This window comes from Paenibacillus sp. JT31N17 (assembly GCF_056269255.1).
Map to the genome: position 1 here is coordinate 1,575,870 of NZ_JBWDNP010000001.1, position 25,874 is coordinate 1,601,743.

The 25,874-nt window shown below is 44.5% G+C and carries 29 protein-coding genes; 6 read left to right on the forward strand and 23 right to left on the reverse strand.

The features are described from left to right. Positions 1–489: 489 nt before the first annotated feature. On the reverse strand, positions 490–663 hold the full coding sequence (locus AC0YOB_RS06585; protein ID WP_475792086.1) for a hypothetical protein: 174 nt from the start codon (positions 661–663) through the stop codon (positions 490–492). A gap of 458 nt (positions 664–1,121) precedes the next feature. On the opposite strand from AC0YOB_RS06585, the gene AC0YOB_RS06590 reads away from it, so the two are divergent. Beyond that, positions 1,122–2,213, forward strand: coding sequence for an oxidoreductase (locus AC0YOB_RS06590; RefSeq protein ID WP_475792087.1), 1,092 nt, complete (start codon positions 1,122–1,124; stop codon positions 2,211–2,213). 252 nt (positions 2,214–2,465) lie between these two features. Here AC0YOB_RS06590 and map read toward each other — a convergent pair whose 3' ends face one another. From map to AC0YOB_RS06605, 3 genes are all read right to left on the reverse strand, one after another. Continuing rightward, positions 2,466–3,212: a type I methionyl aminopeptidase gene (gene map / locus AC0YOB_RS06595; protein ID WP_475792088.1), complete on the reverse strand. Its 747-nt coding sequence runs from the start codon at positions 3,210–3,212 to the stop codon at positions 2,466–2,468. 315 nt (positions 3,213–3,527) lie between these two features. Beyond that, a complete protein-coding gene (locus tag AC0YOB_RS06600; protein ID WP_475792089.1) occupies positions 3,528–4,031 on the reverse strand; it encodes an N-acetyltransferase family protein in 504 nt (167 codons plus the stop codon). A gap of 113 nt (positions 4,032–4,144) precedes the next feature. After that, positions 4,145–5,047: an alpha/beta fold hydrolase gene (locus AC0YOB_RS06605; RefSeq protein ID WP_475792090.1), complete on the reverse strand. Its 903-nt coding sequence runs from the start codon at positions 5,045–5,047 to the stop codon at positions 4,145–4,147. A 171-nt stretch (positions 5,048–5,218) separates the two neighbouring features. Between AC0YOB_RS06605 and AC0YOB_RS06610 the strand changes: the two genes are divergently transcribed. Continuing rightward, the gene (locus AC0YOB_RS06610) at positions 5,219–5,770 is read left to right on the forward strand and encodes a TetR/AcrR family transcriptional regulator (protein WP_475792091.1); all 552 of its coding nucleotides are present in this window, start codon (positions 5,219–5,221) and stop codon (positions 5,768–5,770) included. A 131-nt stretch (positions 5,771–5,901) separates the two neighbouring features. Here the strand turns inward: AC0YOB_RS06610 and AC0YOB_RS06615 are convergent, their stop codons facing one another. From AC0YOB_RS06615 to AC0YOB_RS06630, 4 genes are all read right to left on the reverse strand, one after another. Beyond that, positions 5,902–6,327, reverse strand: coding sequence for a DoxX family protein (locus tag AC0YOB_RS06615; protein WP_475792326.1), 426 nt, complete (start codon positions 6,325–6,327; stop codon positions 5,902–5,904). Between the two features lie 110 nt (positions 6,328–6,437). Continuing rightward, on the reverse strand, positions 6,438–6,923 hold the full coding sequence (locus AC0YOB_RS06620; RefSeq protein ID WP_475790901.1) for a quercetin 2,3-dioxygenase: 486 nt from the start codon (positions 6,921–6,923) through the stop codon (positions 6,438–6,440). A 560-nt stretch (positions 6,924–7,483) separates the two neighbouring features. Next, the gene (locus AC0YOB_RS06625; RefSeq protein WP_475792092.1) at positions 7,484–8,218 is read right to left on the reverse strand and encodes a DUF899 family protein; all 735 of its coding nucleotides are present in this window, start codon (positions 8,216–8,218) and stop codon (positions 7,484–7,486) included. A gap of 220 nt (positions 8,219–8,438) precedes the next feature. Further along, positions 8,439–9,470, reverse strand: a complete 1,032-nt coding sequence (locus AC0YOB_RS06630; protein ID WP_475788474.1) for an aldo/keto reductase — start codon at positions 9,468–9,470, stop codon at positions 8,439–8,441. Between the two features lie 184 nt (positions 9,471–9,654). On the opposite strand from AC0YOB_RS06630, the gene AC0YOB_RS06635 reads away from it, so the two are divergent. Beyond that, complete coding sequence (locus AC0YOB_RS06635) at positions 9,655–10,254, forward strand: TetR/AcrR family transcriptional regulator (protein ID WP_475792093.1); 600 nt, start codon at positions 9,655–9,657, stop codon at positions 10,252–10,254. A 20-nt stretch (positions 10,255–10,274) separates the two neighbouring features. On the opposite strand, the gene AC0YOB_RS06640 is transcribed toward AC0YOB_RS06635, so the two are convergent. Genes AC0YOB_RS06640 through AC0YOB_RS06650 form a run of 3 tightly spaced genes read right to left on the reverse strand, consistent with a single transcriptional unit; the run spans position 10,275 to position 11,072 of the window. After that, positions 10,275–10,739 (reverse strand): hypothetical protein, encoded by a 465-nt coding sequence (locus AC0YOB_RS06640; protein ID WP_475792327.1) that lies wholly within the window; start codon positions 10,737–10,739, stop codon positions 10,275–10,277. A 58-nt stretch (positions 10,740–10,797) separates the two neighbouring features. Continuing rightward, complete coding sequence (locus AC0YOB_RS06645; RefSeq protein ID WP_475792328.1) at positions 10,798–10,884, reverse strand: hypothetical protein; 87 nt, start codon at positions 10,882–10,884, stop codon at positions 10,798–10,800. Next, positions 10,881–11,072, reverse strand: coding sequence for a heavy metal-binding domain-containing protein (locus AC0YOB_RS06650; RefSeq protein WP_475792094.1), 192 nt, complete (start codon positions 11,070–11,072; stop codon positions 10,881–10,883). The genes AC0YOB_RS06645 and AC0YOB_RS06650 overlap by 4 nt, the downstream gene beginning before the upstream one ends. 523 nt (positions 11,073–11,595) lie before the next feature. Here AC0YOB_RS06650 and AC0YOB_RS06655 point away from each other — a divergent pair. Further along, a complete protein-coding gene (locus AC0YOB_RS06655) occupies positions 11,596–11,772 on the forward strand; it encodes a hypothetical protein (protein WP_475792095.1) in 177 nt (58 codons plus the stop codon). Positions 11,773–11,839: 67 nt separating this feature from the next. Next, the gene (locus AC0YOB_RS06660) at positions 11,840–12,034 is read left to right on the forward strand and encodes a dihydrofolate reductase family protein (protein ID WP_475792329.1); all 195 of its coding nucleotides are present in this window, start codon (positions 11,840–11,842) and stop codon (positions 12,032–12,034) included. 246 nt (positions 12,035–12,280) lie between these two features. Here AC0YOB_RS06660 and AC0YOB_RS06665 read toward each other — a convergent pair whose 3' ends face one another. Further along, positions 12,281–13,201, reverse strand: coding sequence for a LysR family transcriptional regulator (locus tag AC0YOB_RS06665; RefSeq protein WP_475792330.1), 921 nt, complete (start codon positions 13,199–13,201; stop codon positions 12,281–12,283). Between the two features lie 142 nt (positions 13,202–13,343). On the opposite strand from AC0YOB_RS06665, the gene AC0YOB_RS06670 reads away from it, so the two are divergent. Then, a complete protein-coding gene (locus AC0YOB_RS06670; protein WP_475792096.1) occupies positions 13,344–14,363 on the forward strand; it encodes an alpha/beta fold hydrolase in 1,020 nt (339 codons plus the stop codon). A 210-nt stretch (positions 14,364–14,573) separates the two neighbouring features. Here AC0YOB_RS06670 and AC0YOB_RS06675 read toward each other — a convergent pair whose 3' ends face one another. From AC0YOB_RS06675 to AC0YOB_RS06725, 11 genes are all read right to left on the reverse strand, one after another. Further along, positions 14,574–15,107 (reverse strand): hypothetical protein, encoded by a 534-nt coding sequence (locus AC0YOB_RS06675; RefSeq protein WP_475792097.1) that lies wholly within the window; start codon positions 15,105–15,107, stop codon positions 14,574–14,576. After that, on the reverse strand, positions 15,107–15,892 hold the full coding sequence (locus tag AC0YOB_RS06680) for a hypothetical protein (RefSeq protein ID WP_475792098.1): 786 nt from the start codon (positions 15,890–15,892) through the stop codon (positions 15,107–15,109). The genes AC0YOB_RS06675 and AC0YOB_RS06680 overlap by 1 nt, the downstream gene beginning before the upstream one ends. A 146-nt stretch (positions 15,893–16,038) precedes the next feature. Next, on the reverse strand, positions 16,039–16,218 hold the full coding sequence (locus AC0YOB_RS06685; RefSeq protein WP_210047043.1) for a hypothetical protein: 180 nt from the start codon (positions 16,216–16,218) through the stop codon (positions 16,039–16,041). A gap of 282 nt (positions 16,219–16,500) precedes the next feature. Further along, positions 16,501–16,953: a hypothetical protein gene (locus tag AC0YOB_RS06690; protein WP_475792099.1), complete on the reverse strand. Its 453-nt coding sequence runs from the start codon at positions 16,951–16,953 to the stop codon at positions 16,501–16,503. Between the two features lie 49 nt (positions 16,954–17,002). Beyond that, entirely contained in the window at positions 17,003–17,563 is a 561-nt protein-coding gene (locus AC0YOB_RS06695) for a TetR/AcrR family transcriptional regulator (protein WP_475792100.1), read from the reverse strand. 434 nt (positions 17,564–17,997) lie between these two features. Further along, positions 17,998–18,975 carry an SLAC1 anion channel family protein gene (locus tag AC0YOB_RS06700; protein ID WP_475792101.1) on the reverse strand — a complete coding sequence of 326 codons (978 nt, stop codon included), beginning with the start codon at positions 18,973–18,975 and terminating at the stop codon, positions 17,998–18,000. Positions 18,976–19,574: 599 nt separating this feature from the next. Continuing rightward, a complete protein-coding gene (locus AC0YOB_RS06705) occupies positions 19,575–20,363 on the reverse strand; it encodes a GNAT family N-acetyltransferase (RefSeq protein ID WP_475792102.1) in 789 nt (262 codons plus the stop codon). Between the two features lie 217 nt (positions 20,364–20,580). After that, the gene (locus AC0YOB_RS06710; RefSeq protein ID WP_475792103.1) at positions 20,581–20,838 is read right to left on the reverse strand and encodes a cupin domain-containing protein; all 258 of its coding nucleotides are present in this window, start codon (positions 20,836–20,838) and stop codon (positions 20,581–20,583) included. A gap of 565 nt (positions 20,839–21,403) precedes the next feature. Continuing rightward, a complete protein-coding gene (locus AC0YOB_RS06715) occupies positions 21,404–22,534 on the reverse strand; it encodes an Atu2307/SP_0267 family LLM class monooxygenase (RefSeq protein ID WP_475792104.1) in 1,131 nt (376 codons plus the stop codon). A gap of 966 nt (positions 22,535–23,500) precedes the next feature. Further along, positions 23,501–24,454 carry an enolase C-terminal domain-like protein gene (locus tag AC0YOB_RS06720; protein WP_475792105.1) on the reverse strand — a complete coding sequence of 318 codons (954 nt, stop codon included), beginning with the start codon at positions 24,452–24,454 and terminating at the stop codon, positions 23,501–23,503. 92 nt (positions 24,455–24,546) lie between these two features. After that, the gene (locus AC0YOB_RS06725; RefSeq protein ID WP_475792106.1) at positions 24,547–25,872 is read right to left on the reverse strand and encodes an amidohydrolase family protein; all 1,326 of its coding nucleotides are present in this window, start codon (positions 25,870–25,872) and stop codon (positions 24,547–24,549) included. Between the last annotated feature and the right edge of the window lie 2 nt (positions 25,873–25,874).

Consider the following 25,874-nt stretch of genomic DNA (forward strand, 5'->3'; position numbering starts at 1 on the left):
ATAACCAACTTGATGAAATACCCAAGAAACTACCCGATTTCGTTTGGACTTCGCCACGATTTATGCGATAAGTAATCGTCAACTTGGTCACGGCAAGTCCTCTCTCTCCTGAAAAATAATAAAAAAGCTCCTCACAACAATTCATACTGGCACACTTGCCCGTATAAATGTTGCTCAGAGCTTCTCTCTTGGACACTACTCTAAACAAAATTTTTTAGTTATTCAATTAGGTTTTGTCATTCCCATTAATAGCTTGTCTATATGCTAACTCCGATTTGTTAATGCCGTGTTATCCATGTAAATAATTCAATATCAGAAAGTAGTTAGTGGAAGTTCGACGGGCTTTGCTCAAACAGTTGCACGAACATCAGGTTCCGCTGACCGATAATAGCGTTGCGCATAGATCGTATCGTCGTACAGAACGTATCCGCCATGATAATAAAACCGCCAACGCGCGCCCGTATGGACGTTCGCTGGCGGCATCGCCTTTCAGCCTTTGACTGCGCCGCCGGTCGTTCCTTCCGCCAAATACTTTTGGATGAAGAAACCGACGACAATGATCGGCACCATTGTCACCGTTGCAGCCGCGCTGCTTTTGCCCCAATCAACCGAGACCGAACCGACGAACCGCGAAATGCCGACGGGAAACGTGTATGTGTCCATGGTCTATTCTTATCATTTTTCAACCCCTGTTGTCATTAATGCTCAAATCGAGACTGTCTGCCCTCACTCCCAAGATGTCAGGCAAAATAAACAGTTTAGCGGAAAGATTCGATAAAGCTTTTTAGAACGCTCTCGGATTTGAAAATCCCCTTCCTCACGTCGCCCTGTCCCAACGATCATTAGTATGGTCAGAATTTCGGCGCTGCCGGGGACTCGAGGAAGCAAAGGTCACCACGATCCCAATGGCAAGTGGTTCTGACGGATAATCCGGCTCCCTCACCGCCATGACCGCTTAGTACCATGAGAACTCCTTTGGTTCGGCATCATTTTTTTTTGATACATATATCAATAGCAATCATTTTACAGCAAGAAAAAGCCAGCTTACAATCATACATGAAAACAATAATTTCCGGTAGCAATTACTTTGCTGCCCTCGTACATTTGAGGAGGATATCGAAATGATTAAGTTCACCAATCTGTTTTCCGCTTTTCAGTTAGGGTCCCTATCACTGCCCAATAGGGTTGTCCTTTCGCCGATGACACGTACGAGCGCGGAGTCAAATGGCCTGGCGAACGACCGGATGGCGCGTTATTATGCAAGGTTCGCGAAGGGTGGATTCGGTCTTATCATTACGGAAGGCATTTATCCGGACTTATTGAACAGTCAAAGTTATATGAACCAACCAGGTATTGCAAATAAAGAGCAGGCCGAGTCATGGAGGCCGGTCATACAGGCGGTACATCGCGAAGGGAAACGAATAATCGCGCAGCTTATGCATGCGGGGGCGCTTGTTCAGCACGATGGATTTACACCGATAGCACCTTCAGCTATTAAGCCGATCGGCACGATGTTAGAAGATCACGGAGGCAGCGGGGAATTTACAATCCCGAGAGCGATGACGATAACGGAGATCCGGAAGGTGATCGATAATTTCGCCCAAGCCGCTCTTCGCGCCAAGCAGGCAGGATTCGATGGGGTTGAAGTGCATGCCGCCAACGGCTATTTACTCGATCAATTCATTACCGATTACACGAATCTCAGAACCGATGATTACGGTGGTAGTACAGAGAAACGAATCCGAATTGTCTTGGAAGCATTGGGAGCAATCCGCGACGTCGTTGGCCCCGAATACACGGTTGGCGTTCGTATCTCGCAAGGAAAAGTGAATGATATTCACCATAAGTGGGCGAACGGTATCGAAGATGCCAAAATCATTTTCCAGAGACTGAGCAATGCTTCTCCAACTTATATTCATACAACTGAATACAAAGCATTTGCGCCTGCATTCGCAGATGACGGCCCCACACTGGCAGTACTCGCCAAAAAGTACGGCGGCTTGCCCGTCATCGCGAACGGCAAGCTGGGTGAGCCTGTAACAGCGGAACAGCTGTTGGCGGCGAATCAGTCTGACTTAGTCGCGATCGGCACAAGCGCATTGGTGAATTCGGCTTGGGTGAATAAAGTGAAGGAGGGAACCGGGCTGAACCGTTTCGATCATCGATTCCTTCACCCTATCGCGACGCTGCGGGATGATGAATTAAACGTATAAAATCGGAGCCGGGCCGTCGGCGCCTCCGTTCGCTAATCGGTCCGCCTCACCGCGCGCACGGTCGGAAACTCGATAACTCTAATTCATGTAAATGTATATTACATAGTATTTTATACATTACATCTTTTTCTTGATCGGGAAAAACACCGGCAGCCGTGTGGAATGAAAATTAATGGCCACGCTGCCGGTGTATTAAACTAACGTTATCCGTTAGCGCAACCAATACACAAAAAACGGATTCATTCTTATGGTCTATACAGCAGTCACGATTATTGGCTGATTCTTTGTAACTATTACGGTATGCTCATGTTGTGCCACAAAGCTATTGTCGGGTACGCTTAAAGTCCATCCATCCATTTGCTCAACGACATACCCTGCACCTGTAGACAAAAAGGGCTCGATTGTAATTACCAGGCCCTCTTTCAATACCCGTTTATCGTGCTTGTTATAAACGGGTAGAATATCTTTTGGGTTCTCGTGCAAAGATTTTCCAATACCGTGGCTACACAGATTCTTAATTACATTATAGCCGCCTTTTTTAGCCTCGATTTCAATAATCCTTCCGATTTCGTTCAATTTTACTCCAGGCTTCAGTGAAGAGATTACTTTCATCATTGTATTGTGTGTGTATTGACACAGACGCATTAATGATGGCTCGTATGGAGGTATCGGAAAAGAATGTCCCGAATCCGCATAATAGCCCCCCAATTCCGCAGAAACATCGATGTTTATTAAATCGCCCGGTTGAATGATTCGATTTCCCGGTATTCCGTGGGCAACTTCGTGGTTAATACTAATACATGTGTTGCCAGGAAAATTGTAAGTTGACTTAGGTGCCGGCACAGCCCCATGCCTTTTCAAAAACTGCCCTCCAATATCATCCAGTTCCTTTGTCGTAATTCCTACACGTGCGTGACGTTTCATTTCACTGATCGTCAATGCAACGATTTTACCAATTTCCTTCAGACCATCAATATCGTTTTGTGATCCTATTGTCATAAAAGTCCCTCCATTTTCCATATGAATCTAAACTTAACACAAATTTATTTTAACACAAAATAGAATATTCAATGTTCCGCTCTGTTCAAATTACTCATAGCAATCCGCATTGTATGATGAGCAGTCTCTTCTTTCATTGTACGCAAAGAAGCGCCAGCGTAAAAACTGGCGCAGTTCCGGAAAATAAGTGAAGTTTTTCAGCCAAATGTATGGATTAAAGGCGCTTGTGTAGATCGCATGCACATAAAAGACGAACATCGGAAGCGTATGAGGGAAAACTCACTCTAGAGAAGGAAAAAATGCATTTATTGCGGATTATTTAATCATTAATTGGCATTTAATAATGGCCATTTGCTTTCCTTCAAGTGTTAATGTACTCTCTTCAATTTCCTTAAAGCCATTCTTTGAATAAAATGCTCTTCCTATTTCATTATCCTTTTTGACAATAACAGTTAAAGTGTTCCCTGATTGCATAATTTTAAAAAATTCATTTAAAAACTTTGTACCGATTCCTTGTTTTTGCGATTCCGGTTTTATATAGATTCTATATAATTCATATTCAGCTTTACTTAGTTGGATTAATTGTGCATAACCTAATATTTGGTTAGATTCTTCAGCCACTAGAAACGATGACTTCCCTAAATCTGTATCACCGTCAATTAACTGACGTATATTTGAAATTGAAAAAGCCTTATTGAGATAATTATTAATAAAGTCCATTGAAAGGCTTTCTCGATAAGCAGATGTCCAAGTCTCGAAGGCAACCTCTCTAATTTGTTGGGTATCGGCATGTGATGCTATTCTAATTGAAACCATCATATGTTTCCTCCTAAGACGAGCATTGATCCAGCCACTAGGGGTTTCAAACGTTCACTAAAAGGAGCGCAGTTCATTTATTAATGTGACGAGCACATCTTATAATCAAGAGTAACTTAGTTGTTATTTAAGGTTTGCGATACAAAATCATTCACTGCTTTTACAAACTCTTGAGGCGTCTCCACATGATTCATATGCCCGCCTTGTTCGAACATCACGAGCTGCGAAGCCGGGATTTTCTCATCCATCTCTTTAGCCCAACGGGGTCCGCAGTTAAAATCGTACTCGCCAACGAGGATCAGGGTAGTGGTTTGAATTGTATCTAAGACATCACGAACATCCCACGTATACGGCTTGCGATTCGGGTCAACGGAGAAATCCAACTCAGCTTGCCACTCGTTAAATCCTTCCGGCAGCTTCCAATAGTTACCGAAGAATGCAGGCATCAAGCGCCTCAAAACTTTCAGGATCGCTTCTCTATCCCGCGCTTTTCCTGTAATCATGTCCATCCATGCCTGCTTCGCATCCTGAGCTTCAGGAAGATTCGCCCAACGCTGAGCGAAAATCTCGAGTTGTTGAACCTGCTCCATTCCAAGTTCTTGATTCATACAAGGAGCCGAGCTGTAGAGGATAAGTCCGCCGAGTTCATCCGGATAATCAATTGCATATTGAAGACCTACAAAACCTCCATGCGAGTGACCCAGGAAAAATGGCTGCTGTGATCCTGTGTGCTCGGCTACTTTATGAGCGAAGTAGGCGTACTTCGACATATTGTAATCTCCGTCCAGCAGGTTATCGGAGCGTCCTGTGCCTACCGGCTCCAAATAGATAACGGTCATGAATCTTTCCAGTAGCGGCATACGCATATAACTCCAATGAAAACCAGGACCTCCTGCATGAACCATACAAATCGGACCTTCCCCCGCAACGTGATAAACTTGACGGACACCATCTATTACGACCTCGTGCATAACTGGTGAAAAGGCACCATTGGATGCTTGAAAATTAAATTCAGTCATGAATATTCCCTCTTTCAGTTTATTTATTAAAAACAGCTTGTACCAGGCGTTATTCGAATGTCGATTTGAATATTGTTTAACTTATTCAGGGTATATATACATTTATTGTTTGTATATATCTTTGTATAGAAAGCACTTGACTCTTGTATAGCTATGCGCAATAATTGCTACATGGAAAACAGGAAAACGCAGATAATAGATCTGGCATCGTCACTGATTCGAAAAAAAGGCTATTCTACCTTTTCTTATGACGAAATTTCAAAACATTTTGGCGTTACAAAAGCAAGCATTCACTATCATTTCGAGAAAAAGGAAGATCTAGGCCTTGCCGTATTGGATCAACTTTATCGAGGTTTGGTCAATTTTAAGTCTGTTATCCAACAATCCTCACAATCGGTTGAAGAGAAGCTAATTCAATATTGCACTGACCAATCCAGACGGTTTGCAGAGTATGACATATGTCCGACCTCTTCCTTACAATCTGATTATGAATTGTTACCGGAATCGATGAGACAAAAGCTTCAAGAGATAAGTGAGTTTGAACTTTCGATTATCGATGACATTGTTGCTGAAGGAGCGAGTGATCCTGCAATTAATACACGCGCCTTGGCAATCACAATCCTGTCTGCAATCAAGGGAGCACTGCAGTATAACCGAGCAATGCACGGCAATTTCATACCGGATATCATGTATGGAATTAATCGTCTATTAAAAAACCAGTAAGAATACAATATAAGAGTAACAAATTAAAGGGAGGCCTTGTGCAGCTCTTTTTTTGTTTTATCTCAATTGTTAACAGTAGTTGGTATGTTCAGGCGCCCCTATGGAGTCGCCTTTTTTCAATAGCTTGTACATTAGAATCCTGGAAAAGCGGATAACCCGGGCAATTGAATGAAGAAGAGGATAACCAAGAGTACTGTTAATACGACAGCGGGAAGCATTTGTTGAAACGTATCCTTCACTCGAACGTGCGTCAGGATGCCTCCAAACATGGTAACGCCCAACCACAAGGCTCCCGCCGCGGCCCAGCTAGGTTCCCAGAAGCCGAAGGCCAGTGCCGCTACGCCCACCCATTGGATAAATCCCGTAACGACGCGGAACCCCTGCGGCAATTTATAATGATTAAACGCGTCGACTTGCATTTTCGAACCCGAGATTTTACTGAATCCCGCCATCAGAAAAACTAAGCTTATAAGTCCTTGCAGAACAATCGCTACGATATCTATTCCTGAGTCTCCTCTATGACTGAGCTTGATGGTTGCACAGAAACAACAATTAATATATAGCGCAGTTAACGACGCGGTTAACTGCGCCCGTTAAGCACATATTTTAAACTGCCTCTAACGTTTTCTATCCCCTTATTTCCCAATAATCGCTTTAACTCCAAGATTTAAAGGCCTGGGTAAGTAATGTGATACTTTTTGGAAACTGCTAGCAGCTTCTGCATGGCCTCAGGAGTGGGTGGCTCGACATGAGCCTCCATCCCTTCCACATAAGGAACGCCTAGTTCCTTCACAAAAGAATCAAATCCCGCAGGATAGGCGGTAACCAGAAACTTAGCTTTGTCTGATTTCACCTTGAAAGTGTGTGGAATGCCACGAGGAGCAAACACATATTCACCGGTTTTCACCAAAATAGTTTCCTTACCGAGCGTCATCTCTATTTCTCCATCCAGAACGTAAAAGGATTCATCTTCTTTTTCATGCAAATGCAGGGGCGGTCCATCATCTTTCTTGACGGAGCAATGCACGACGCAAAACTCTCCGTTCGTATCTTCCCCGCTCACCAATATTGAATTTACGTCACTAAGAAAAAGGAACGTATTTTCTTTGTTGATACTCCGGTACATCATGCCCGCTTTGCTTTGATTACTCATCTTTTTGTATGCTCCTTCTTGTTGTGAAATTACACTGCAAAATCATACTTACCGGAAGGTAAGTATCGCTGCAACTATTTGAGTATAGCTACCCCCTTTTTCTATGTCAACCTTTCTAACATTAATGATTTGTAAATATTCATGTTCACGTTGATTAAAAAAATGTTGTAAATAATACAAGCATTCTTTCCACTTGAGCACATTCTCCAAGCGAAATGTTGATAGCTCAAGCACGAGATCAAGCTGCTTTTTGCTTTCTCAAAGAACAGTTCCCGCCAATACGCAGCAGGAATAGAACTCTAACTCTCCAATTATCTCCACAACGCGACAAGATTGCCGATGTTCCTAAGTAATAAAAAAACAGGCTGCCAAAGCAACCTGCTGCGTGTTTCTCATTCAATTATCGTTCCCCGACTAGCTGAATGATTCAATCGTATTGAAAATTCGTGAGTAAATATCCTCAATAGTCCGGGCTCTCATCACACTATGCCCTATTTTTATAATTATCCCGGAGGCACCCCTGGTTACGGCTTGTTTTGGAAACAGTGTAGGGCGGTGTCCTAGTTGCCGAGATCGTCGGAGCGTCCGGCTGCCAGGCGGGACCACTGGGAGGTCGGGCGGCCGTCCAGCCGAAACTGACCACCTTTGGAGTCCCAACGCTGCGGCCAGCCCTCGGGCGAATCCTCCCAGAACTCCTGCCGGCCGTAGACAGTCAGGTCCAGCAGTCCGTACGACGGTGCCATCAGTTCGTTGCCGCGGCCGGTGGTCCAGTAGGTCTCGTAGACCTTGTCATCGTCCCGGAGATAACTGACCAGGATGCCGAAGTGCCGGTCTGCGATCAACCGGTCCACGGCGTCCAGTGGAACCGAGTACCAGGGAACCGTCCAGCCCATGAAGTCGCGATACCGCGAGCTCTCCTCGTACGGTCCCTGACAGAAAGTCGCGTAGCTTACGTCCCGCGAGTTCAGATAGGACAGCTCGTTGATGTGGGTCGTGGAGAAGGTGCAGCCCTCGCACTGCTCTGCGGCGGTCCTGCCGGTGTGCCACATGTGAAAGTAGACGACCAGCTGGCGGCGGCCCTCGAACGTCTCCAGCAGCGTGACCGGGCCATCCGGGCCGATCAGCGGGATGGTCGAGTCCACCTCGACCATCGGCAGCCGCCGTCGGGCTGCCGCAATTGCGTCACCTTCGCGAGTATGCATCTTCTCCCGGATCCGCAGCTCATCCAGTTCGGCCTTCCAGGCGGCCCGGTCGACCACTGTAGGCAGCGCAGAAATGTTGTCATTTTGATTCATATAATTATCCCCTCTCGCTATTTTTTACTTACACGCCACACCCATAGTTTATCACGCATAAATACAAAGGATTTCTTCTTGATTGCTCAAAATTCCTTCACGATTTCCGTGTCATCATGCATTGCCAAAACATCTACCATAAAAAAACTGCACCTCCAATGATAGAACGTGTCTAACAATTGGGATGCAGTTCACTAAATAATGATCATTGGATGACTCTTCAGTTAATGTGTCGCCTGCGCCGTTCGGCACTCATCCACTCAGGAGTCCAGGTTTGCTCTTTGTCATCGATACGTTTGCCTGGTGGAACAATGGCATCAATCGCATCCAATACCTCTGTGCCGAGCCTCATCTGTGCACCGGAAATATAGGCTTTTAATTGCTCTAAAGTGCGTGGTCCCCATAGAGTTGATGTGACGGATGGATGACTTTGGGTAAAAGCTATCGCCATATCCGCAAGTGGAATCCCCGCTTCATTTGCCAGCTGCTGCAACTTTGCAATTATCTTAAACTTATATTCATTTTCAGCTGATTCAGGATCTAATGTATCCACATATCCTTTTAATGTGGCAGCGCGTGAATCGCTTTGCGCGGCCTGACCAGCCGTGTATTTTCCAGTTAGTAAGCCACCGGATAAGGGACTGTACACAAATAGTGAAAGGTCATAATGTTTGGCTATTTCAGCAAGTTCAAATTCCATTCGTCGATTAATAATGGAATATGGTGTTTGCTCACTTACAAATCGCTGAATATGATATTGATCACTAATGGCTTGTGCTTGAACAATTTGCCAACCCAGGTGATTTGAAGTGCCGATATGATGAATTTTCCCTTCCATCACCAAATCGTTCAACGTCATTAGAATTTCCTCATAGGCAACAAATTCAAAAGGAAGATGAAGTTGATAAAGGTCTATATAATCGGTTTGCAAACGTAGTAGACTTTGTTCAACAGCAGTTCGTATCCAACGACGAGATGCACCACTTTGATTTATTTCATTAGTAGCCTCCGCACCGAATTTAGAAGCTAATATGACATTCTGCCGCTTATTCTTAATAGCTTTACCGATTATACGTTCTGATTCCCCCTTTCCGTAAATATTTGATGTATCAATCAAATTAATTCCAAAGTCCAATGCTTCGTCAATAATTTTTATGCTCTCTTCTTCGCTTGCCCTGGATCCAAAACTTGATCCGCCTAACGCAAACGCGCTGACTTTTGTACCAGTCCTTCCAAGATATCGGTATTCCATGGTTTTCCTCCTTTAGTTTATACAGCCCAAAGATAATGAACTTGTGTTGATTAAGGCTGTAGAAGCAATTATAATCAAGCATAACGAGGAGATCAATGAACATAAAAGGCCAAGTGTTGATTAATAGATATAATGTAAAAAGTGTTGATAAATAAATCCAACATTCATAACAGGAGGTAAACAAATGATCGAAAAAAGTACGGATATGAGAGTAATCCGCAGTCGTACGCTAATGGAGAACGCATTGTTGTCTATTTTAGAGAAAGAAGGTATTAAAGGGCTGACAGTTAAAAACCTTTGTGAAAGAGCAGGAATAAATCGAGGCACCTTTTATTTGCATTATAAAGATATTTTTCATCTGATTGAGGAAACGGCGTTTATTCAAGGATTGTTGAGTGTATTCGAACCAATCCATATTCAGGAGTTGATGCAGCATCCTGATCAACAACGAGCTTATCCTCCAATCACCAAAGCTTTTCAATACATGCATAAGCATGCCAGCTTTTTTAAAGCACTATTCCATTCGGGAGCTCCAGCAGAATTAAGAGAACGGCTCCAGTATTTAGTAGGCACACGCTTGTATGAAAATCTGAAACGAGATCAATCATCTATGAACAATGAAAGCCGCCTATTCACTGACTATGCCATTGCTTATTTAGGAAATGCACAATTTGGAATTATACAACACTGGTTTATGACGGATCGTGCAATTCCTCCCGAAGATATAGCGAGGATGTTAACCGTATATATACGTAATACTCCATGTCTTGATCACAAAGTTTGAAATCAAGCAAGTGCTCGATTTCACCAGCCGAAAATCAATATTTGATTCGTTCTTTCGTTGTCTAAACCTGAACTGCTCTTAAGATCAGGTTTTTGAGCTTCTGCGAAATCAACTAAATTAATGGCTTCATACCCCTGCCTGTTCAGTTTTTCTCTGTCGGCAGCAAGCTTATAAAATTTAACCATGTTGCCGATCTCGTCATCTGTTTTGTCCCGTCCTTCAGCCGCCAATTTTGCTATATCTGCTGACATCTGCTTATTTGCATTATCACCAAGGTCCACTAAGCAACCTACTATTACTTTATCTGCCGGTATTTGCGTGGACGCAAGCCATTTTGCATTTACAGCTTCATAAAAATCGTCTTGTGGTCTGGTTTTTGTAACTTCATTGGTGGCGTCTGTATTATTTGTTTCTTTGTCAATTGTATTTGCTTCGTTAATTTCTTTCCCATCTCCTACATGGTTAGAGGTGCTTGTACAGGTGATGCTGAAATCACAACAGCTGCACTCAAAGTTATGAGACTGAGCATTTTTATTCTACTCATCATTGATTTAATTCCTCCAATGTAAATTTAGGTAAAATCCAACCGATAACGGCATTGCCTCCCATCTGCGAAGCTTGGTGTGTCATTTCTTTAAAGGCTGCGTCTCTTGCTCCCCTTTACTTGGTTTCATAGGCTTTCGAACGCCTGCAAGATCCCTGAATGAAGCTAGAAGGTCTCTCCCGATATTGGCACCCATGATGACTTCACCGGTTGCGACGCCGATATACTGCTTGACTGGGGAACCATCAACGATTGCGGTAGTTGTAATAATCAAGTATCTTCCTCCAATAAACTTAGATTTGTTAGCTGACAGAAGTTTGAATAGGATCCTCATTTCCTATCCTACAAGCCCCGATGAAACAGAACCTAAACGAATCGCTGAACAACAGCTAAATTTTGCTCTTGCCGTTTAGGTTCTGTTAAATGGAGTGTGTTACGTCAGCGGACTTCTTATTCATCCAATTTGAACGCAGCATCTGCCTCCTTGGACCCGGAAACCGTGGGATGGTATTACTATCTTGAGAAAATAAAGTATTTGCTTAGTGCTTAGATTAAGATTGGGCTCCTTTTAAGCATTACATGCTACGCGTGTAGGTTCTTTAATTAGTAAGTGGAAATGGAATATAATGAGGAGGACGTAGACCAAGCGGAAGGCGCGGGAGACTCCTTTTTTTATTGAGCTAACGGGTAGAATACTTCCAGTATGTGTTAATATAGAAATGGATGTTTCTTTGTTCAAATTCAGAGTGGCAGGCCTTGCTCTCGTTGGAAACTGAAAATTGGAGGGCGTTATTGAAATGGCTAAACTGATCTACGCTGGTAACGTATCTTTGGACGGTTACATTGAGGACGACCGCGGCAATATCGAGTGGACGATCTCCGATGACGAGGTGTTTGCGTTCTGGACTGACTTCGAGCGGCCGATTGGCACCTGCCTATACGGGCGTCGAATGTACGAGTTGATGGTGTACTAGAATCGAGCACGAATTCGATCCTGATGCGATCCGGAGGCTGAAGGAGTCTTCAGGAGCTGACATTACGATTGGCGGCCCCGAGCTTGCCGGGCAGGCGACGAGCGCAGGACTGATCGACGAGTGTCATCTGCTTCTTAATCCGATCGTCTTGGGTGGAGGTAAGCGAGCATTGCCGGACAACCTCCGCATGCGGCTCGAGCTGCTCGGTGAGCGCCGCTTTCGAAGCGGCGTTATTCATCTTCACTACCGCGTGATCGTCTGACCGCGACGCTAGAGTGAAATTCAGGAGATACGCTATATATATGTGCAGTGACCTCTCAGGGAATAACCGCCCAAAATAGGTTTGGAGCCAACAGGTATTCTCCTGGACTTCTTTAACAGAAATGAGGCGCTCCATATTCTTGGCACTGCACAAATCCATGAATCATTAACCTGTCTACATGACAGGTTTTTTGCTATATACAAAGAACTTAATGCGGCCGTTTTACTTCAAGCTGTTGTTATTGAGCTATCGCTCCCCGTATCTTTTCATGTCGGGATCCTCTATAGCGATAACCTCCCTTGCTGCTTCTATGAAAGATAACATGATTGGTGAAAGCCACTTGTCTTTATGCCATAACATCTGTGTATACACGTGCAAGTCCGGAATTTGCCATGGAAGAGCAACAAGTTCTCCCCGTTCAACTTCGGTTTCCGCTGTTATTTCAGGAAGAAAGGCAATACCGATTCCCGCAATTGCACATTGTTTAATGGCTTCGGCATTTTGAAACTCTAAATACGTAATACTATCAATGCCCTCTTTCTCAAATGCCCGGTCAAACATGGTTCGATAGGTACAACCCTTTTCATTAGTCAAGAACACTTCTCCGTGAAAATCTTCAAGCTGTAGTACAGCTCGTTTCACGAGTGGATGGTCTGGAGCGGCGAAAAAGCGGAAGGTTTCTTCCAGCAACGGTTCCACAGCAAGTCCCGTTGAGCGGATGGGTTCGTCCAACATAAAGACGACATCCGCGGTTCCCTCAAAGAGCGTTTGCTTGAGTTGCTGATTGGAAACAGAGCGGAAGATGAGACGCACTCCCGGTTGGCGCGAACGAAATAGGTGAAAGACAGCTGGAAGCCGATAGGCGCAAAGTACCTCGTTGGCACTTACCGTTAGGGTGCCGCTTAGATTTTCATTGTCATGAACGACGCTGCGGGCTTCATCCAATTTGTCCAGAACGCCTTGGATATGAGTTAAAAAGCGTTTACCCGCAGTTGTCAGAACGAGCTGCTTGCCCAATCGGTCAAAGAGACGAACACCAAGTTCATCCTCCAATGCTTTTATTTGCATGGTGACGTTGGAGGGGACGTAGCTCAGCGCTTCCGCAGCCCGGGTGAAATTTAAAGTTGATGCAACCGTTCGGAACGTATTCAAGTGGCGCAATTCCATCATACTATCCCCTTTTACTTTCAATATTATTGAATACTATATTGAATTCTAATCACTTTTATTGAAAGTATCACAGCCCTATACTAAGCACAAGACAAACATTCCAAATGTATGGACTTATTTTGAAGGGAGCAACAATACGATGGATTATGAGGTTTTTGATTTGGGTGATGTCACCTTGCAATCAGGAGTAACGTTACCAAGCGCTTTTCTTGCTTATAAGACTTATGGAAGATTGAATGAACAGAAGGATAATGTCATTGTCTATCCAACTGCTTTTGGCGACCAGCATGTTCAGAATGAATGGTTGATTGGTAAAGGCATGGCACTAGATCCGCAGAAATATTTCATTATCGTTCCAAATCTGCTGGGCAATGGATTATCTTCGTCTCCCAGCAACACGCCTTCCCCATTCGACCGGGCTAATTTTCCGCAGGTCACCATTTATGACAACACTAAATTACAGCATCGGTTAGTGACCGAGAAATTCGGTATTCAAAGGATCGCTCTCGTAGTTGGATGGTCAATGGGAGGCATTCAATCATTCCAATGGGGAGCAAGTTATCCGGACATGGTGGAACGAATTGCACCTTTCGCCGGAGTTGCAAAAACTGGATCCCATACGTATGTGGTCCTGGACGGAATGAAAGCTCCGCTCATGGCGGCAGTTGGCTTCGATTCAAGTAAACTAAACCAGTTGACTTCTGCAGATATGCGCGCCGTTGGCCGTGTCTATGCAGGATGGGGCTTATCGCAGACATTTTATAGAGAGCAGCTTTATCGTGAGCTGGGATATGACTCATTGGCAGATTTTGTAGCTGGCGTCTGGGAAGAAAGCTTTATGAGGATGGATCCGCACAATGTCCTGGCCATGTTATGGACAGGCCAAAATGCAGATATTAGTGCAAACCCCTCTTATAACGGAGATTTCGATGAGGCGCTCAAAAGCATTAAAGCGCTTGCCTGCGTCATGCCAGGAAGCACGGATCTCTTCTGCCCGGCGGACGATAACGAATATGAGGCTAAGCTTATACCTAATGCTGTTTTTAATCCAATCGAGTCGATCTGGGGCCATTTTGCCGGACGCGGAATCAACAGTGCCGATAATAAATTTATTGATGAGAACCTAAAACACTTGTTAGCGCGTAGTACAAAAGGATAGATCATCATTCGTATAAAGGGAACAACTTTTTGTCCTCGGCTCGGGACAAGAATTTTGTTCCCTTACATTAAAAAAGCCGCCATATTATTTTGCCGCTGGCAGTCAGCTTGTCAGGGCTTGTGGCTACCGGCAGCTGATAAGCCGTTTGCGCTGAAATATTTATACATTTTTATGCAAGCAAGCTATAAGCCTGGGGACATTGTTTTTACACTAATTTCTTTCAGTTTTGTTTATTTTAAACGCTCGTAATTTATAGCGTCCTTGTTTCCGTTCACCGCCTCCTTGCATTCGTGTTTTAGCAACCCCAAGTGCCATGTTACTCCATAAGATCTGCTCTACAAACGGGGACTGTTCATTTGTACATTGAACAATGATTATAACTTCACCATGTTTAGTTTTAGCCGTTCTTATCTTCTTCCGTTTATAGAGGGTCTTTATTACATCGAATACAAAACCAATCGCAAAACCACCTGCCGATCCAATTAGTCCCCAAAACACTGGTCCCCAGTCAAGATTAAATCCTCTGGCTACCCCTATCGTTCCACCCATCATGGCAAGTACGAGCCCAATATCAACTAATGAGGTTCCGTCCATACCATGCTTCGAATCAAGCAGTTTTGTATCTATTTGACGGTTATCAAGTGGAACTGCGTAGATATTATCGATTTCATTTTCTTTTAGTTTGCTAATGGCAAGCTCGACATAGTGTGAATGCTGAAATGTAGAGAAGAACTGTATGTCCATCAGATTTTTTCTCCTTTATGCAATACAAAATTTTGTGATTGATGATGTTTTTTCAAAAAGTCCGCTTGTTCCCAATTAAAAAGTTTGACTAATTCAACAGTATTTGAGTAGGAATCATATATGCCATAGAAATATATCGATGGGAAATAAAGCGACCACTGAGCATCTACTACATCTCTGGCTCTCGAAAAGTCCCCTAGTAAACAATAGTGAATGCCTTCAACCAGGTTTGAATTTAGGATTACGATTATGGTCATAATCAGAAGCAAAAAAGCGCCTAAGAGTCGATGAATATATAGTTGCCCGAGACTTGGCAATGCCATTGACCAGGCGAAAGCGATCCATGGCTCTTTCTTGTCTAAAAAGTTATTCCCAAAAGGGTTTATCGTGAAAGTCGTGTACTTCGCATTTTCCCTTTTCGCCAACAGATGTATCTTATTTTCATCGATAGCAACTCGGTAGCTGTCCCATACTGCAAATAAATAAACTGGAATATAGAGGTATATGTGCTTTTCGTCTAAAACAGCCTTTGCCTGGTCTATTTCGCCGTTAAACGAATACATAATGGCTGTATTAAGATGGGTTAATTGGTTAATATAAAATTCCCAAAAAAACAATGCAAAGCCAGTCAAAAATTTGTGGACCAAAAAATGGCCAAATCCAGGGAAAGCTATGGACCATAATGCGACTAAAAGGGGATTTCGCTGGTGAAGTTGAATTGTACCGAATGCAGTAACGTTGGCTTGATAATACCGATTCCTATATACGTTCCTAAAGTTATTCATCGCTTGTTTCCCCTTTGCCTTTCGATGAGAAAATCAATTGTTATTCTTTCCATATTTTTAATATTCATCCAATTCATTTTTTTTCGAAAACGAACCTATACTAAAAAAAGCCCGCGGTTTCCGCGGACTTCCATCAGATTATGCTCTTATGCGCTTTGGCTTGGTTTCTTGCGTATGCTTTTGAGTTCAAAAGCTTCTTTCGGAATCCCCAGTTCTTGGGCCTTCTTCTTTTTAATCACCATAGCCTGTTGTAAGCTGGTTGCTTGAAATTCAATTGAAGTGCCAGACGGATTCTCAAATGCATAGTAGCTTTTTCTATTCGACATTAACTTAGCGCCTCCCCATCTTATTCTCTTATGATTTTGTAGTCCATGTTCTTGACCGCAGTTTGCTAAAAATATTATGTCCACGCATCCTGTATATATACACAAATTGGGAATTGCTATATGAACGAGATAGGTTCTTGTCAGTCCTTTACCGAACACGATTCGGGAATAATCTCATCCGGTCCAATCTTACTTTAAGTTCAAAAGAGGAGCTGCTCGAAGCAAGCTCCTCCACTATCGTGATCCGTTAACGCAAAAATTTACTTCAACTGCTGCTTTCATTTAAGCATGAAGAGCGTACGTCCATGTCATGACAGCCGAGGCTACAATAAAAACATGCAATACCATATGCTCTACGTTCGGCCTAGGATTGTTTTTGATACGAGGCAATATGGTGAAGGTCTTTGCAAATATACGTTCATATACTTGTGTCCACGTTTCATTGTTAGGCATTTTATAGATCGCATGACCTGTAAAATAAGGTATCCACCAGCTCAACATAGCGCCCACAACTACAAGTGTCCAGATGGTTGCAGCAACACCGATTAGAATAGGCATTTGGGTAAATATAAGGATGATAGGGACAATCATAATAATGCCGTTCATTAGAGCCTCATTTTTACGTTCTTTGATTGTATAATTGCGGACACCATTAAAAGGAAAGAAATCAATTCTGGTTGTCAACTGATGATATAGCAGCGTAATAACCTGCAGCCATAACATTGTGAAAAACATTTTTATTCCTCCTTTGAACTCCAGACTCGTTAGTGCTCATTCTTGCCTGCTACTGGCTCTCATCATGAAATTGCTGCTTAAAGCCGCTAATGAGACCGTGGATACCCATTTGAAACCAATCGTCGTAGTAGCTTTGAGGCGCTGTTGGCGGACTGGGCAAATTGCCGACTTCTGCCAATGCATGACCGATTACAAAAACAGCTATAGATTGGATTACGAAAAGCACCTGCTCTTCACTGGCACTTGACTTTTGCATTGCTATTGCCAGTGGTGCAGCGAGCTTGATTCCCACTTCAGCCGATACCGGATGAGTAGCTATCAATTGCACTACCCCTGGGTGTGCGCACAAAGTTTCTCTGAATCTGACCCCAAATGCATACAACGCCTCCCACCATGAGTGTGGCTCAGCATCAGGTACTGCCCGGGCGCTTATTGAATCGACGATGTTCTGGATCAGAGCTCCTTTGTTAGGGAAGTGATAATAAAGAGAAGCCGCTTCAATATTTAGTGCTGACCCCAGTTTGCGCATCGTTAACCCTGCTGCCCCATCCTTATCTAGGATTTCGAGTGCGACTTGGATAATGCGCTCCTTGTTTAAGGTCTGTTTCAAAGAATCACTCATAGTTGGATTTTATAAACCTCCGATTCTTATTAGTTTTCCTTACCTAACAAAGTTAGTTTAACTTAGTTAGGTAAGGAAAGTCAATATCCATTTTCAAAAAAATATCCTACCCGTTCAAGGACCGGTCACCAGTCTAATACTTACTAAATTGGGGAAATTCAATGCCGTCTGGGACACCAGGGAACCTCCCGAAATAAGCTATCCTCCCTCTATGGGGAAAGGTAAAGAGGAGCTGCCCGAAGCAAGCTCCTCCACTATCGTGATCCGTTAGCTTATATATCTTTATTTGGGGCTTTCCAGCCTCCACCATTTTTTAAAAAGTGAATCTAATTAACACAAATGTTAATATTATAATTACTACTCCTGCAGAGAGCAGTCCTTGCTTATCATTTTTTTGTTAAGATCGTTAAATGATTAAATGATTATCCTTTAAGCAGACTCCCTTTAAACAGCATGTTTATTGTTCGAATAAAGAGAACGACCAAAACGATGCTTAACAAAGCCAGAACGACCGCGGAAATGGCGATTAACAGCCAGGAATGCACAAACATCGCATATTTTAAAGCGGCATTGCTGAGAGCAGCCATTGGAAAGCCTACGGCCCACCAGGAAGCGCCAAACGGGATGGATTTTTTAAATACTTTGAAGAATAGGACAATGAACAGGAACAGACCAAAGTAATACAAGATGGAGGCGAACGGATCAATCCGCTGCTCGAAGTTCGTATAGCCAAGAAAACCAACCTCAAACGGCGCAATCATAATCATCATGGAGGGCGTTGATCCTGCTGGCAGTGGAGCTTGATGAATCAATCTGGATAAGATCAAGGAAAGGAAAACTAAAGCAACAATTCCTCCGATCGCCAGGGACAACAAGTTAATTTCATGCGCCCATGGGAACGGCATTGTCCCGCCGGTAACAGCGATATTAATGGTCCCTACCACAGGAATCAACAAGGCCGGAACCGCGTTGCCTGGCTCGAGATTGCCGTTCAACAAGCGTGTAACGACGACAAAACTAAGCGCTAATGTGGGTACAATTCCGATGATCCAGATCACTTGCCCCGATATCTGACTGTAGGCGCCTATCACGGAGGAAAGCAATAGAATGGAAATCGTGATCGTACCGAAAAAATTCCCTAAAACCGGATGCGTAAATTCATCTTTGACTTGCTGAGGATAAAGAATCCATTTTGAAATATAACCTATGCTTAACGCGACAAAGACCAGAACAGCGACAATTCCAATGATATCAGCGATAACGGGGGAAGTGCCGAATAGCTTGTTTGCTTGTCTCCAAGCCAATGACAGACTTGAAATTCCCATAACCGACGCGAACAGATTGACGGGTAAGAATTGAACAGAACTTTTTTGTTTCTGCATGGCAGCCATGGTTTGCATGGATAATCACCACTTTCTATACAAATTATTGTTTATCGAATGCAGAGTGCATTCGTGCTATGTTGTCGTGCCAACATCATACGGAAATTGTGAAGTCTTTGGAGAATAAGTCAGCCCCAGTTCGGCCAATAACCAAACCAAGGCTGATTCGTCATGCTTTATACCTTAATAAATTGATGCGCATCTATGAATCTTAGTATCCATCTTCCGATTCGATTTTATGCCCTCTCCCATATGCCGCAATGAGCAAATGGTCCTTTATGGTACTCCTTTCGATTAGCTCAACTTTCATCTGATGCCTCATTGTATTAGATTAAAAATTATAGATCAATATCATTTTTTCTATCAAAACGATAGATGTGATCTATGATTTTTTTTGAATTTCCGGATAATGTTATTGTGTGATAAGAACTTGCTGTTATAAATGACAAGAACTTCCGGTTCATACTGTCCGATAGTTAAACTTATCCAAATAACGAAACAGCGGAGGTCCAGGACTTTGAATGCCAAAGCCTAGGATCTCCGCTGTTTTTATTGTGCTGGCTTTATCCCGGTCATTATAGCCAATACGGGCAAATCGACCTGAATCAAGCGTTAAATTACCCGGAATAAACGTCAATCATGATTTCTTCTTCAAATCCGAGCTTGCGGTAAATGCTTTGACCCATGGAGCTTGCCTGCAGAATCGCCTGCTTTGCTCCTGAGGCATGTATATCGCGTAAGGCATGGGCCACGATTGCTCCGCCGATGCCTCTTGAGCGGAATTCTTGAAGAGTCGCAACCGTGTATATCCCCGTAACGTCTCCTTGACTGAAGGTCATTAAGGTACTGACGGGCATGTCGTTTAAATAGCCAAGGTAATAGCGGGTCGATTTCCGTTCCTGGTCATAGGCGAAAATCTGAGTAGCGGCCTCTGCCACTTCATCCGGAAGCCGATACTCGGCAATAAAGACCCGTTTGAATATCTCGAGTTCCTCATCCGTATGAATGGTGCGAATTTGCAGTCCCGGTACTTCGGCATTCTTGATCGCCTGGCCTTCAAGGGAAAGCGACATCCCGGACATACTGCCCACGTTGACAAACGCGTTCGCATGCAGCGCTTCGATTACGGCTTCATCCCGATCATGGGAATAGATGTGCCAGCCGCACTTCATTCCACGCTTGTGGTACGAAGCAGCGATGGCTTTCACATCCGCAGCAACGTCAAACTCTTTGGAAGCCTGGTAATCGAATACGCGGTTGAAAATCGGATACGGAATATCAGTTTCGACCCGGCAGGCTGTCAGAGTGCGTTCAAATTTCATGAGCGGATTATTATTGCTCAGATGTTCAAAAGCCAGAATCATGTTATCGCGAATAGCTTCATTATAGCTCGCCAATTTCTTCATCCTCCGTTAGCATTCCTGTAGATGGATTAATTTTGTCGTTGAAAAAAGAAAAGCGCCTTCGAATCATGGGGATATCCAACGCTGAAGCGGAGTTTGATCGGTCACTATTCTTGCCAGGCCGGCAGTTTATTATTATTGTCGGGAGCCTCTTATTCTGTGATTGTGACACCCAACCGGATGGCCGGAATGGCTGATCCTGGATGGTCCTCTCCGTAAGTCAACTGAGGCGCGACGTAGACATCAGGGTTCGCCTGCTTGCCCTTATAAATCTCGGGAGGAAATTAGCTTTTTTTGACCTTACCTTAAAGGTATGTGGAATGCCGCGAGGAGCGAAGACATAATCTCCACTTTTAACCAGAAGAGTTTCATTGCCAAGTGTCATTACTAATTCTCCATCCAACACGTAAAAAGATTCGTCTTCATCTCTATGGATATGGAGTGGCGGACCATCATTTTCATTGACCGAACAATGCACGACACAAAACTCCCCGTTTGTGTCCTCACCACTTACCAATATTGAATTAATGTCTGTAAGAATAGGAATGTATTTTCTTTGTTGGGATTCCGATGCATCATACCGGCTTTGCTTTGGTTACTAATCATCATTCTTTGCTCCTCTTTATTGGAAATTAATTCCAAGTACCTGCGCAGGTATATTAGAATCGATCGTTCTCATATTAATTATTCATTCTAAATCTGTCAACTTATATAACATAAAATTTATAATCCGAGGTTGTGGAATTTTATGGAAGTCTCGTTTTCACCTATTAATAGGTCAATTTCTTACAACCCGCGTCACTTAAATAAACTTGAAGTCATAATTGAAATAAACATATCTCATGCCTTACCTCTCCTTCAACGAAATCACTGTAAAAAACCATCGCCAATGCTTGGCGATGGTTTTTTAACATTTGAAAATTGAACGTTATCACAGGGCTAGTTAAAAACGCATAAGGGAGTTGACGCGAGGAAAAAATAGCAATGGGTTATACTTTCCGGTTAGACCAACCGTTTATCGTAACGTTAAGTTTACCGGTAATTCACAACCTATACGAGAACGAATCTTTCTTTACCATTCGTTCCCGATATGTTATAACAAACTTCGAAGCGATATTTGGAGCCCATTTCAACTGCGACCATCTTGCGATCTCTTCCCGAACTTGCGGTGCGACTTGCGTTCCCAATAGTTCAATGGCTTTCATAACATCCTCATGCGGCATGGTGCCAATGGGTAAATGCAGGAAAAATCGTGTGAAGCCTAAATGTTTGCTCATGTGAATAATTTTGTTGGCCACCGTTTCGGGATCGCCTACGTAGAGTGCGCCTTCTAAGCTGCGTGAGGCATCAAAGTTTGAACGGCTGTATTGTCCCCAACCGCGCTCTTTTCCAAAATGGTTAAACGATGCCTGAGTAGGAGGGAAATACTTCTCGACCGCAAGCGAGGTACTCTCTGCAATGAATCCGAGTGAGTGTACAGCTATTTTTAATTTCGCTGCATCATGTCCTGCACGGGCAGCAGCGTTCTTATAGAGCGGCACGAGCGGAGCAAATTGCAAGGGGTTTCCGCCAATAATCGCCAAAACCAGCGGCAGTCCAAGTACCCCTGCCCGTATTACCGATTCTGGATTACCCCCACTGCCGAGCCATACTGGTAACGGGTTCTGAACCGGCCGCGGATACACGCCAAGATTCGTAAAGGCAGGTCGATGCCCTCCTTTCCAGGTCACCTTCTCCGAGTCCCTTAATTTTAATAATAGTTCCAATTTTTCCTCAAAAAGCTCTTCATAGTCATTTAAATCATAACCAAACAATGGGAACGCATCGACCATAGAGCCTCGACCCGCGATAATCTCGGCACGTCCATTTGAAATACCATCGAGCGTGGCAAATTGCTGAAACAAACGTACTGGATCAGCAGCAGAGAGCACCGAAACAGAACTGGTTAAGCGTATCCTTTTAGTCATGGGCGCCGCTGCCGCCAGCACAACAGCAGTAGCGGAATCCGCAAATTCCTTACGATGATGCTCGCCGACCCCAAATACATCCAACCCAACCTGATCGGCAAGGACAATTTCTTCCACAACCTCACGCAAGCGCTGCGCATGACTAATTGTCTCGCCCATTTGAACATCCGGAGTTGTTTCGACAAACGTATCTATACCTATTTCCATTTTCAAATCCCCCTAAATATAAAGTTAAAATAAAATCCTTATTTCACTAAAAATCCGACCCATCATTTTTAGCATGGCTTTCACGATTCTTGATACCATACCCGATTTTCCTCAGCACGCGAATAAGTTTGGCATGCACTCGCTCCTCTAATAATTTACACTATAATTAGTTATTCTAAAATTATTAATTCTAATAATATAGTATAATACTAATCTGTCAACATGAAAAATAAGACATGGACACCTCCGTAAAAGACAGCTGCCCGTTCTTTTTAGGAGATTAACCAGAACTTACTGGTTGATCTTTATTGCAGCCAGCTAGCTGTCGGTGGAGCACGAACGGAATCGGGCTTTGAATGGAGGTACGTAATGGCCGGCTCGGTCCATAAGAGGGCACTTTTTCAAGTTAAAAACGTTCGCTGCTGCTGCTTCCTAATGCCTTATGGTCGATGATCGAACATTTTATTCCATTTGAGGATTAACCCGAAAATTCTTCTTGAGATGAGATTTAACCAACTTGTCAAAATCGGGAATGGGATATGGGTATTGTCATACAAATTTGACAAGAACTTTATCCCACAACGCAAAAAAAGGCCGCAGTTTACGCGGCCAATAATGAGATAATATGCGTGCCACCTGTCACCTAATAAGCGCTCCCCGCTGCACTTGACCACAGCAAAAGCGCTTTAGCATCGCAGCAGCGCTTATCCGCATATAAATGGAAATCCGTACTCCAATATCACTTTATTCTATGGCTTACTGTCGGCTTGTCAGGGACCAGCCCGATCGCTTTACAAGGTTTGTTACAAGTTCATCGTCGAAGACGATTCCAAAACCCGGCGTGGCCGGAATATGAATCTCTCCGCTTTCGATTCGATACGCAGATACATCCATTCCTTCAATAGCAATGTCGTCGTATTCCACAAATTCGAAGTTGCGCACGGCGGCTGACAAATGTCCCGATGCTTAAATGCCGTAAGCATTGCCGTAACAATGAGGCGCAGACCGCAAACCATGCGCATCCAGCTTCTCGCCTAATTCCAGCCAATGCGTGAAGCCGGGCCAGATGATATCGTACTGCAGCACATCGACACGGCCGCGGGTCGCCCACTCAACAAGATGCGGTGAAGCAAGCCCTTCCCCATCCGCGATCAGTACATTCTGCCCACGTTGCCGGAGCCATTCCTTCAGGTCCTCATACAAGGCTTCATCCTCATGGAACGCTTCTTCCAGCCAATACAGATTCACATCCGCCAAAGCCGCCAAGACCTCTTTGGTTAAGTTCAAATTATAGGCATTATTCGCATCGATCATAATTTTGCCTGTGGGACCCGCCACTTCCGAGATCCCCTGTACGATCGCGATATCTCGTTTCGTCCCTTCCCGGAGCGGCATATGGCGTCCGCCTCGGCCAACTTTAATCTTAAAATGGCGATGGCCCTTCGCATATCCTTGTTTCGCTTCTTCTTGCATCAACGCGACCGCGGCTCTATCATCGGACAGATGCAAATCATCGAAGTACAGAGAGGTATCGTAGCAGGGGACAACCAATGGGACTCCCCTTTCCAAGCGGGCACCCGACACCAGGTCATAAACTGGTTTGCCTTGTCTTTGTCCTAACCAATCGAGAATTGGATATTCCAATTGCAAACGATACGCTTCGCGCAGTCTGCCCCGGTCGTCGAATAAGTCAAGCAATCGGCGGCCTATTATCTCTTCGGCCCAGTCCGGCTTCATATGAATCGAGCTGCCGTAACCCGTTTGTCCATCGATCGTAATTCTGGCGATGTCCACTGTGCAGCTTTTGCCATGAATGCCGATTCTGCCATTGGCCCCTGCGCTTCTGGCACGTTCGCCCGTTAATTTGGCGAATTCGATCTTTTCCACTTTCCAATCAGCGTGTATGCCTGTAATGTCCATAGGATCCTCCATAACCGGCTCGGCGGCTTCATGTTCCGATTTGATTCGTAAGTAGAATACCATATTATAGAATTAAATTGTTAGTAGATAATTCATGCGCCGCCCCACTTCTCGAATAACCGGTTCACCCGCGAACTGATGTCTTGCTCGGCTACGGTCAGTAATCCGTCTTTGCTGAAGACGGGTTTGCCGTCGATGACGACATGGGCAATCGCATTCGGCTGCATGGCATAGACCATATTCGCAAATAATTCGCGTTTTGGCGCCAACGACAAATCCTGAATGTTCAGCGCGGTGAAGTCCGCCGCTTTGCCGGGTTCGATCGAACCGGCCTGCAGCCTCAACATCTCAGCGCCGCTCGCGGTTCCCATCCGGAACACGTCATTCGCGGTGATGCAGGTCCCATCCAACCGGGAAACCTTTTGCAGCAAAGCGCACATCCGCATTTCTTCAAACATGCTGATCCGGTTGTTGCTGCACCCTCCATCCGTCCCCAAGGAAACTTTTACGCCGGATTTCAAGAGGTCAGGGATTCGGGTGACGCCGTCTGCGAGAAACATATTGCTGGAGGGACAATAAGCCAGCGAGCTGCCGCGGCTGCCAATCAACCCGACCTCCGAATCATCCAGCCATACCAAATGAATGGCGATCATCCGTTCATCCAATACGCCTAACGAGTCCAAATAATGAATCGGCCTAAGGCCGTAATCCCTTAACGTCTCCTCAACCTCGAACATTTCTTCCGCGACATGAATATGGAAAGGGGTATCCAGCTCGACCGCCAGACGATGACCGGCCTTAATCATTTCCGGCGAAGCCGCGTGCGGACTGTGCGGTGCCGGATGGACCGTAACCATCGGGTCTCCCTGGTATTTGACGGCAAGAGAACGGGTCCGTTCCACGGCTTCCTCCACCGTCTCCCTGTACGCCGCTGGCGCGCCGCTCCAATCGTACATTGTCCGGGCAAAAACAAGCCGGATACCTACGTCCTTCGCAGCCTGAATAACCGCCTCGTCAAAGGCCGTGCTGCCGTTATGAACATAGAAAAAGTCGCTGACTGTCGTGACGCCGTACCTGATCATTTCCCCGAAAGCCAGCAGTGCTCCCGTATAGATCGCTTCTTCATCAAGCAGCGGCGTGTACCGGTACAGCGCTTGATCCCTCCATTCCAGAAAAGGTTTATCGATGGCGATGCCGCGCAGCAGGCTTTGAAAAGAATGATTATGCGCATTGACCGTGCCCGGCACGATCGCTTTCCCTTCCCAGCGGACAAGCTCGGCATCTGGAAATGTAGCGGATACCTCTGGTGAAGGTCCAACCTCCATGATAACGCCGTTCTGCTCCACGAGTGCAAAATCCTTCTGAAACGCTCCTTTTGCATAGACATAATCCGCTGCATACAGCTTCCGCTTGCTCACGC

Bases quoted from the DNA above. Each gene is read 5' to 3' on its own strand.
- AC0YOB_RS06585 (WP_475792086.1), bottom strand. From the start codon at position 663: ATGGACACATACACGTTTCCCGTCGGCATTTCGCGGTTCGTCGGTTCG.
- AC0YOB_RS06590 (WP_475792087.1), top strand. From the start codon at position 1,122: ATGATTAAGTTCACCAATCTGTTTTCCGCTTTTCAGTTAGGGTCCCTA.
- map (WP_475792088.1), bottom strand. From the start codon at position 3,212: ATGACAATAGGATCACAAAACGATATTGATGGTCTGAAGGAAATTGGT.
- AC0YOB_RS06600 (WP_475792089.1), bottom strand. From the start codon at position 4,031: ATGATGGTTTCAATTAGAATAGCATCACATGCCGATACCCAACAAATT.
- AC0YOB_RS06605 (WP_475792090.1), bottom strand. From the start codon at position 5,047: ATGACTGAATTTAATTTTCAAGCATCCAATGGTGCCTTTTCACCAGTT.
- AC0YOB_RS06610 (WP_475792091.1), top strand. From the start codon at position 5,219: ATGGAAAACAGGAAAACGCAGATAATAGATCTGGCATCGTCACTGATT.
- AC0YOB_RS06620 (WP_475790901.1), bottom strand. From the start codon at position 6,923: ATGAGTAATCAAAGCAAAGCGGGCATGATGTACCGGAGTATCAACAAA.
- AC0YOB_RS06625 (WP_475792092.1), bottom strand. From the start codon at position 8,218: ATGAATCAAAATGACAACATTTCTGCGCTGCCTACAGTGGTCGACCGG.
- AC0YOB_RS06630 (WP_475788474.1), bottom strand. From the start codon at position 9,470: ATGGAATACCGATATCTTGGAAGGACTGGTACAAAAGTCAGCGCGTTT.
- AC0YOB_RS06635 (WP_475792093.1), top strand. From the start codon at position 9,655: ATGATCGAAAAAAGTACGGATATGAGAGTAATCCGCAGTCGTACGCTA.
- AC0YOB_RS06645 (WP_475792328.1), bottom strand. From the start codon at position 10,884: ATGACACACCAAGCTTCGCAGATGGGAGGCAATGCCGTTATCGGTTGG.
- AC0YOB_RS06655 (WP_475792095.1), top strand. From the start codon at position 11,596: ATGGCTAAACTGATCTACGCTGGTAACGTATCTTTGGACGGTTACATT.
- AC0YOB_RS06665 (WP_475792330.1), bottom strand. From the start codon at position 13,201: ATGGAATTGCGCCACTTGAATACGTTCCGAACGGTTGCATCAACTTTA.
- AC0YOB_RS06670 (WP_475792096.1), top strand. From the start codon at position 13,344: ATGGATTATGAGGTTTTTGATTTGGGTGATGTCACCTTGCAATCAGGA.
- AC0YOB_RS06675 (WP_475792097.1), bottom strand. From the start codon at position 15,107: ATGGACATACAGTTCTTCTCTACATTTCAGCATTCACACTATGTCGAG.
- AC0YOB_RS06680 (WP_475792098.1), bottom strand. From the start codon at position 15,892: ATGAATAACTTTAGGAACGTATATAGGAATCGGTATTATCAAGCCAAC.
- AC0YOB_RS06685 (WP_210047043.1), bottom strand. From the start codon at position 16,218: ATGTCGAATAGAAAAAGCTACTATGCATTTGAGAATCCGTCTGGCACT.
- AC0YOB_RS06690 (WP_475792099.1), bottom strand. From the start codon at position 16,953: ATGTTTTTCACAATGTTATGGCTGCAGGTTATTACGCTGCTATATCAT.
- AC0YOB_RS06700 (WP_475792101.1), bottom strand. From the start codon at position 18,975: ATGCAAACCATGGCTGCCATGCAGAAACAAAAAAGTTCTGTTCAATTC.
- AC0YOB_RS06705 (WP_475792102.1), bottom strand. From the start codon at position 20,363: ATGAAGAAATTGGCGAGCTATAATGAAGCTATTCGCGATAACATGATT.
- AC0YOB_RS06715 (WP_475792104.1), bottom strand. From the start codon at position 22,534: ATGGAAATAGGTATAGATACGTTTGTCGAAACAACTCCGGATGTTCAA.
- AC0YOB_RS06720 (WP_475792105.1), bottom strand. From the start codon at position 24,454: ATGGACATTACAGGCATACACGCTGATTGGAAAGTGGAAAAGATCGAA.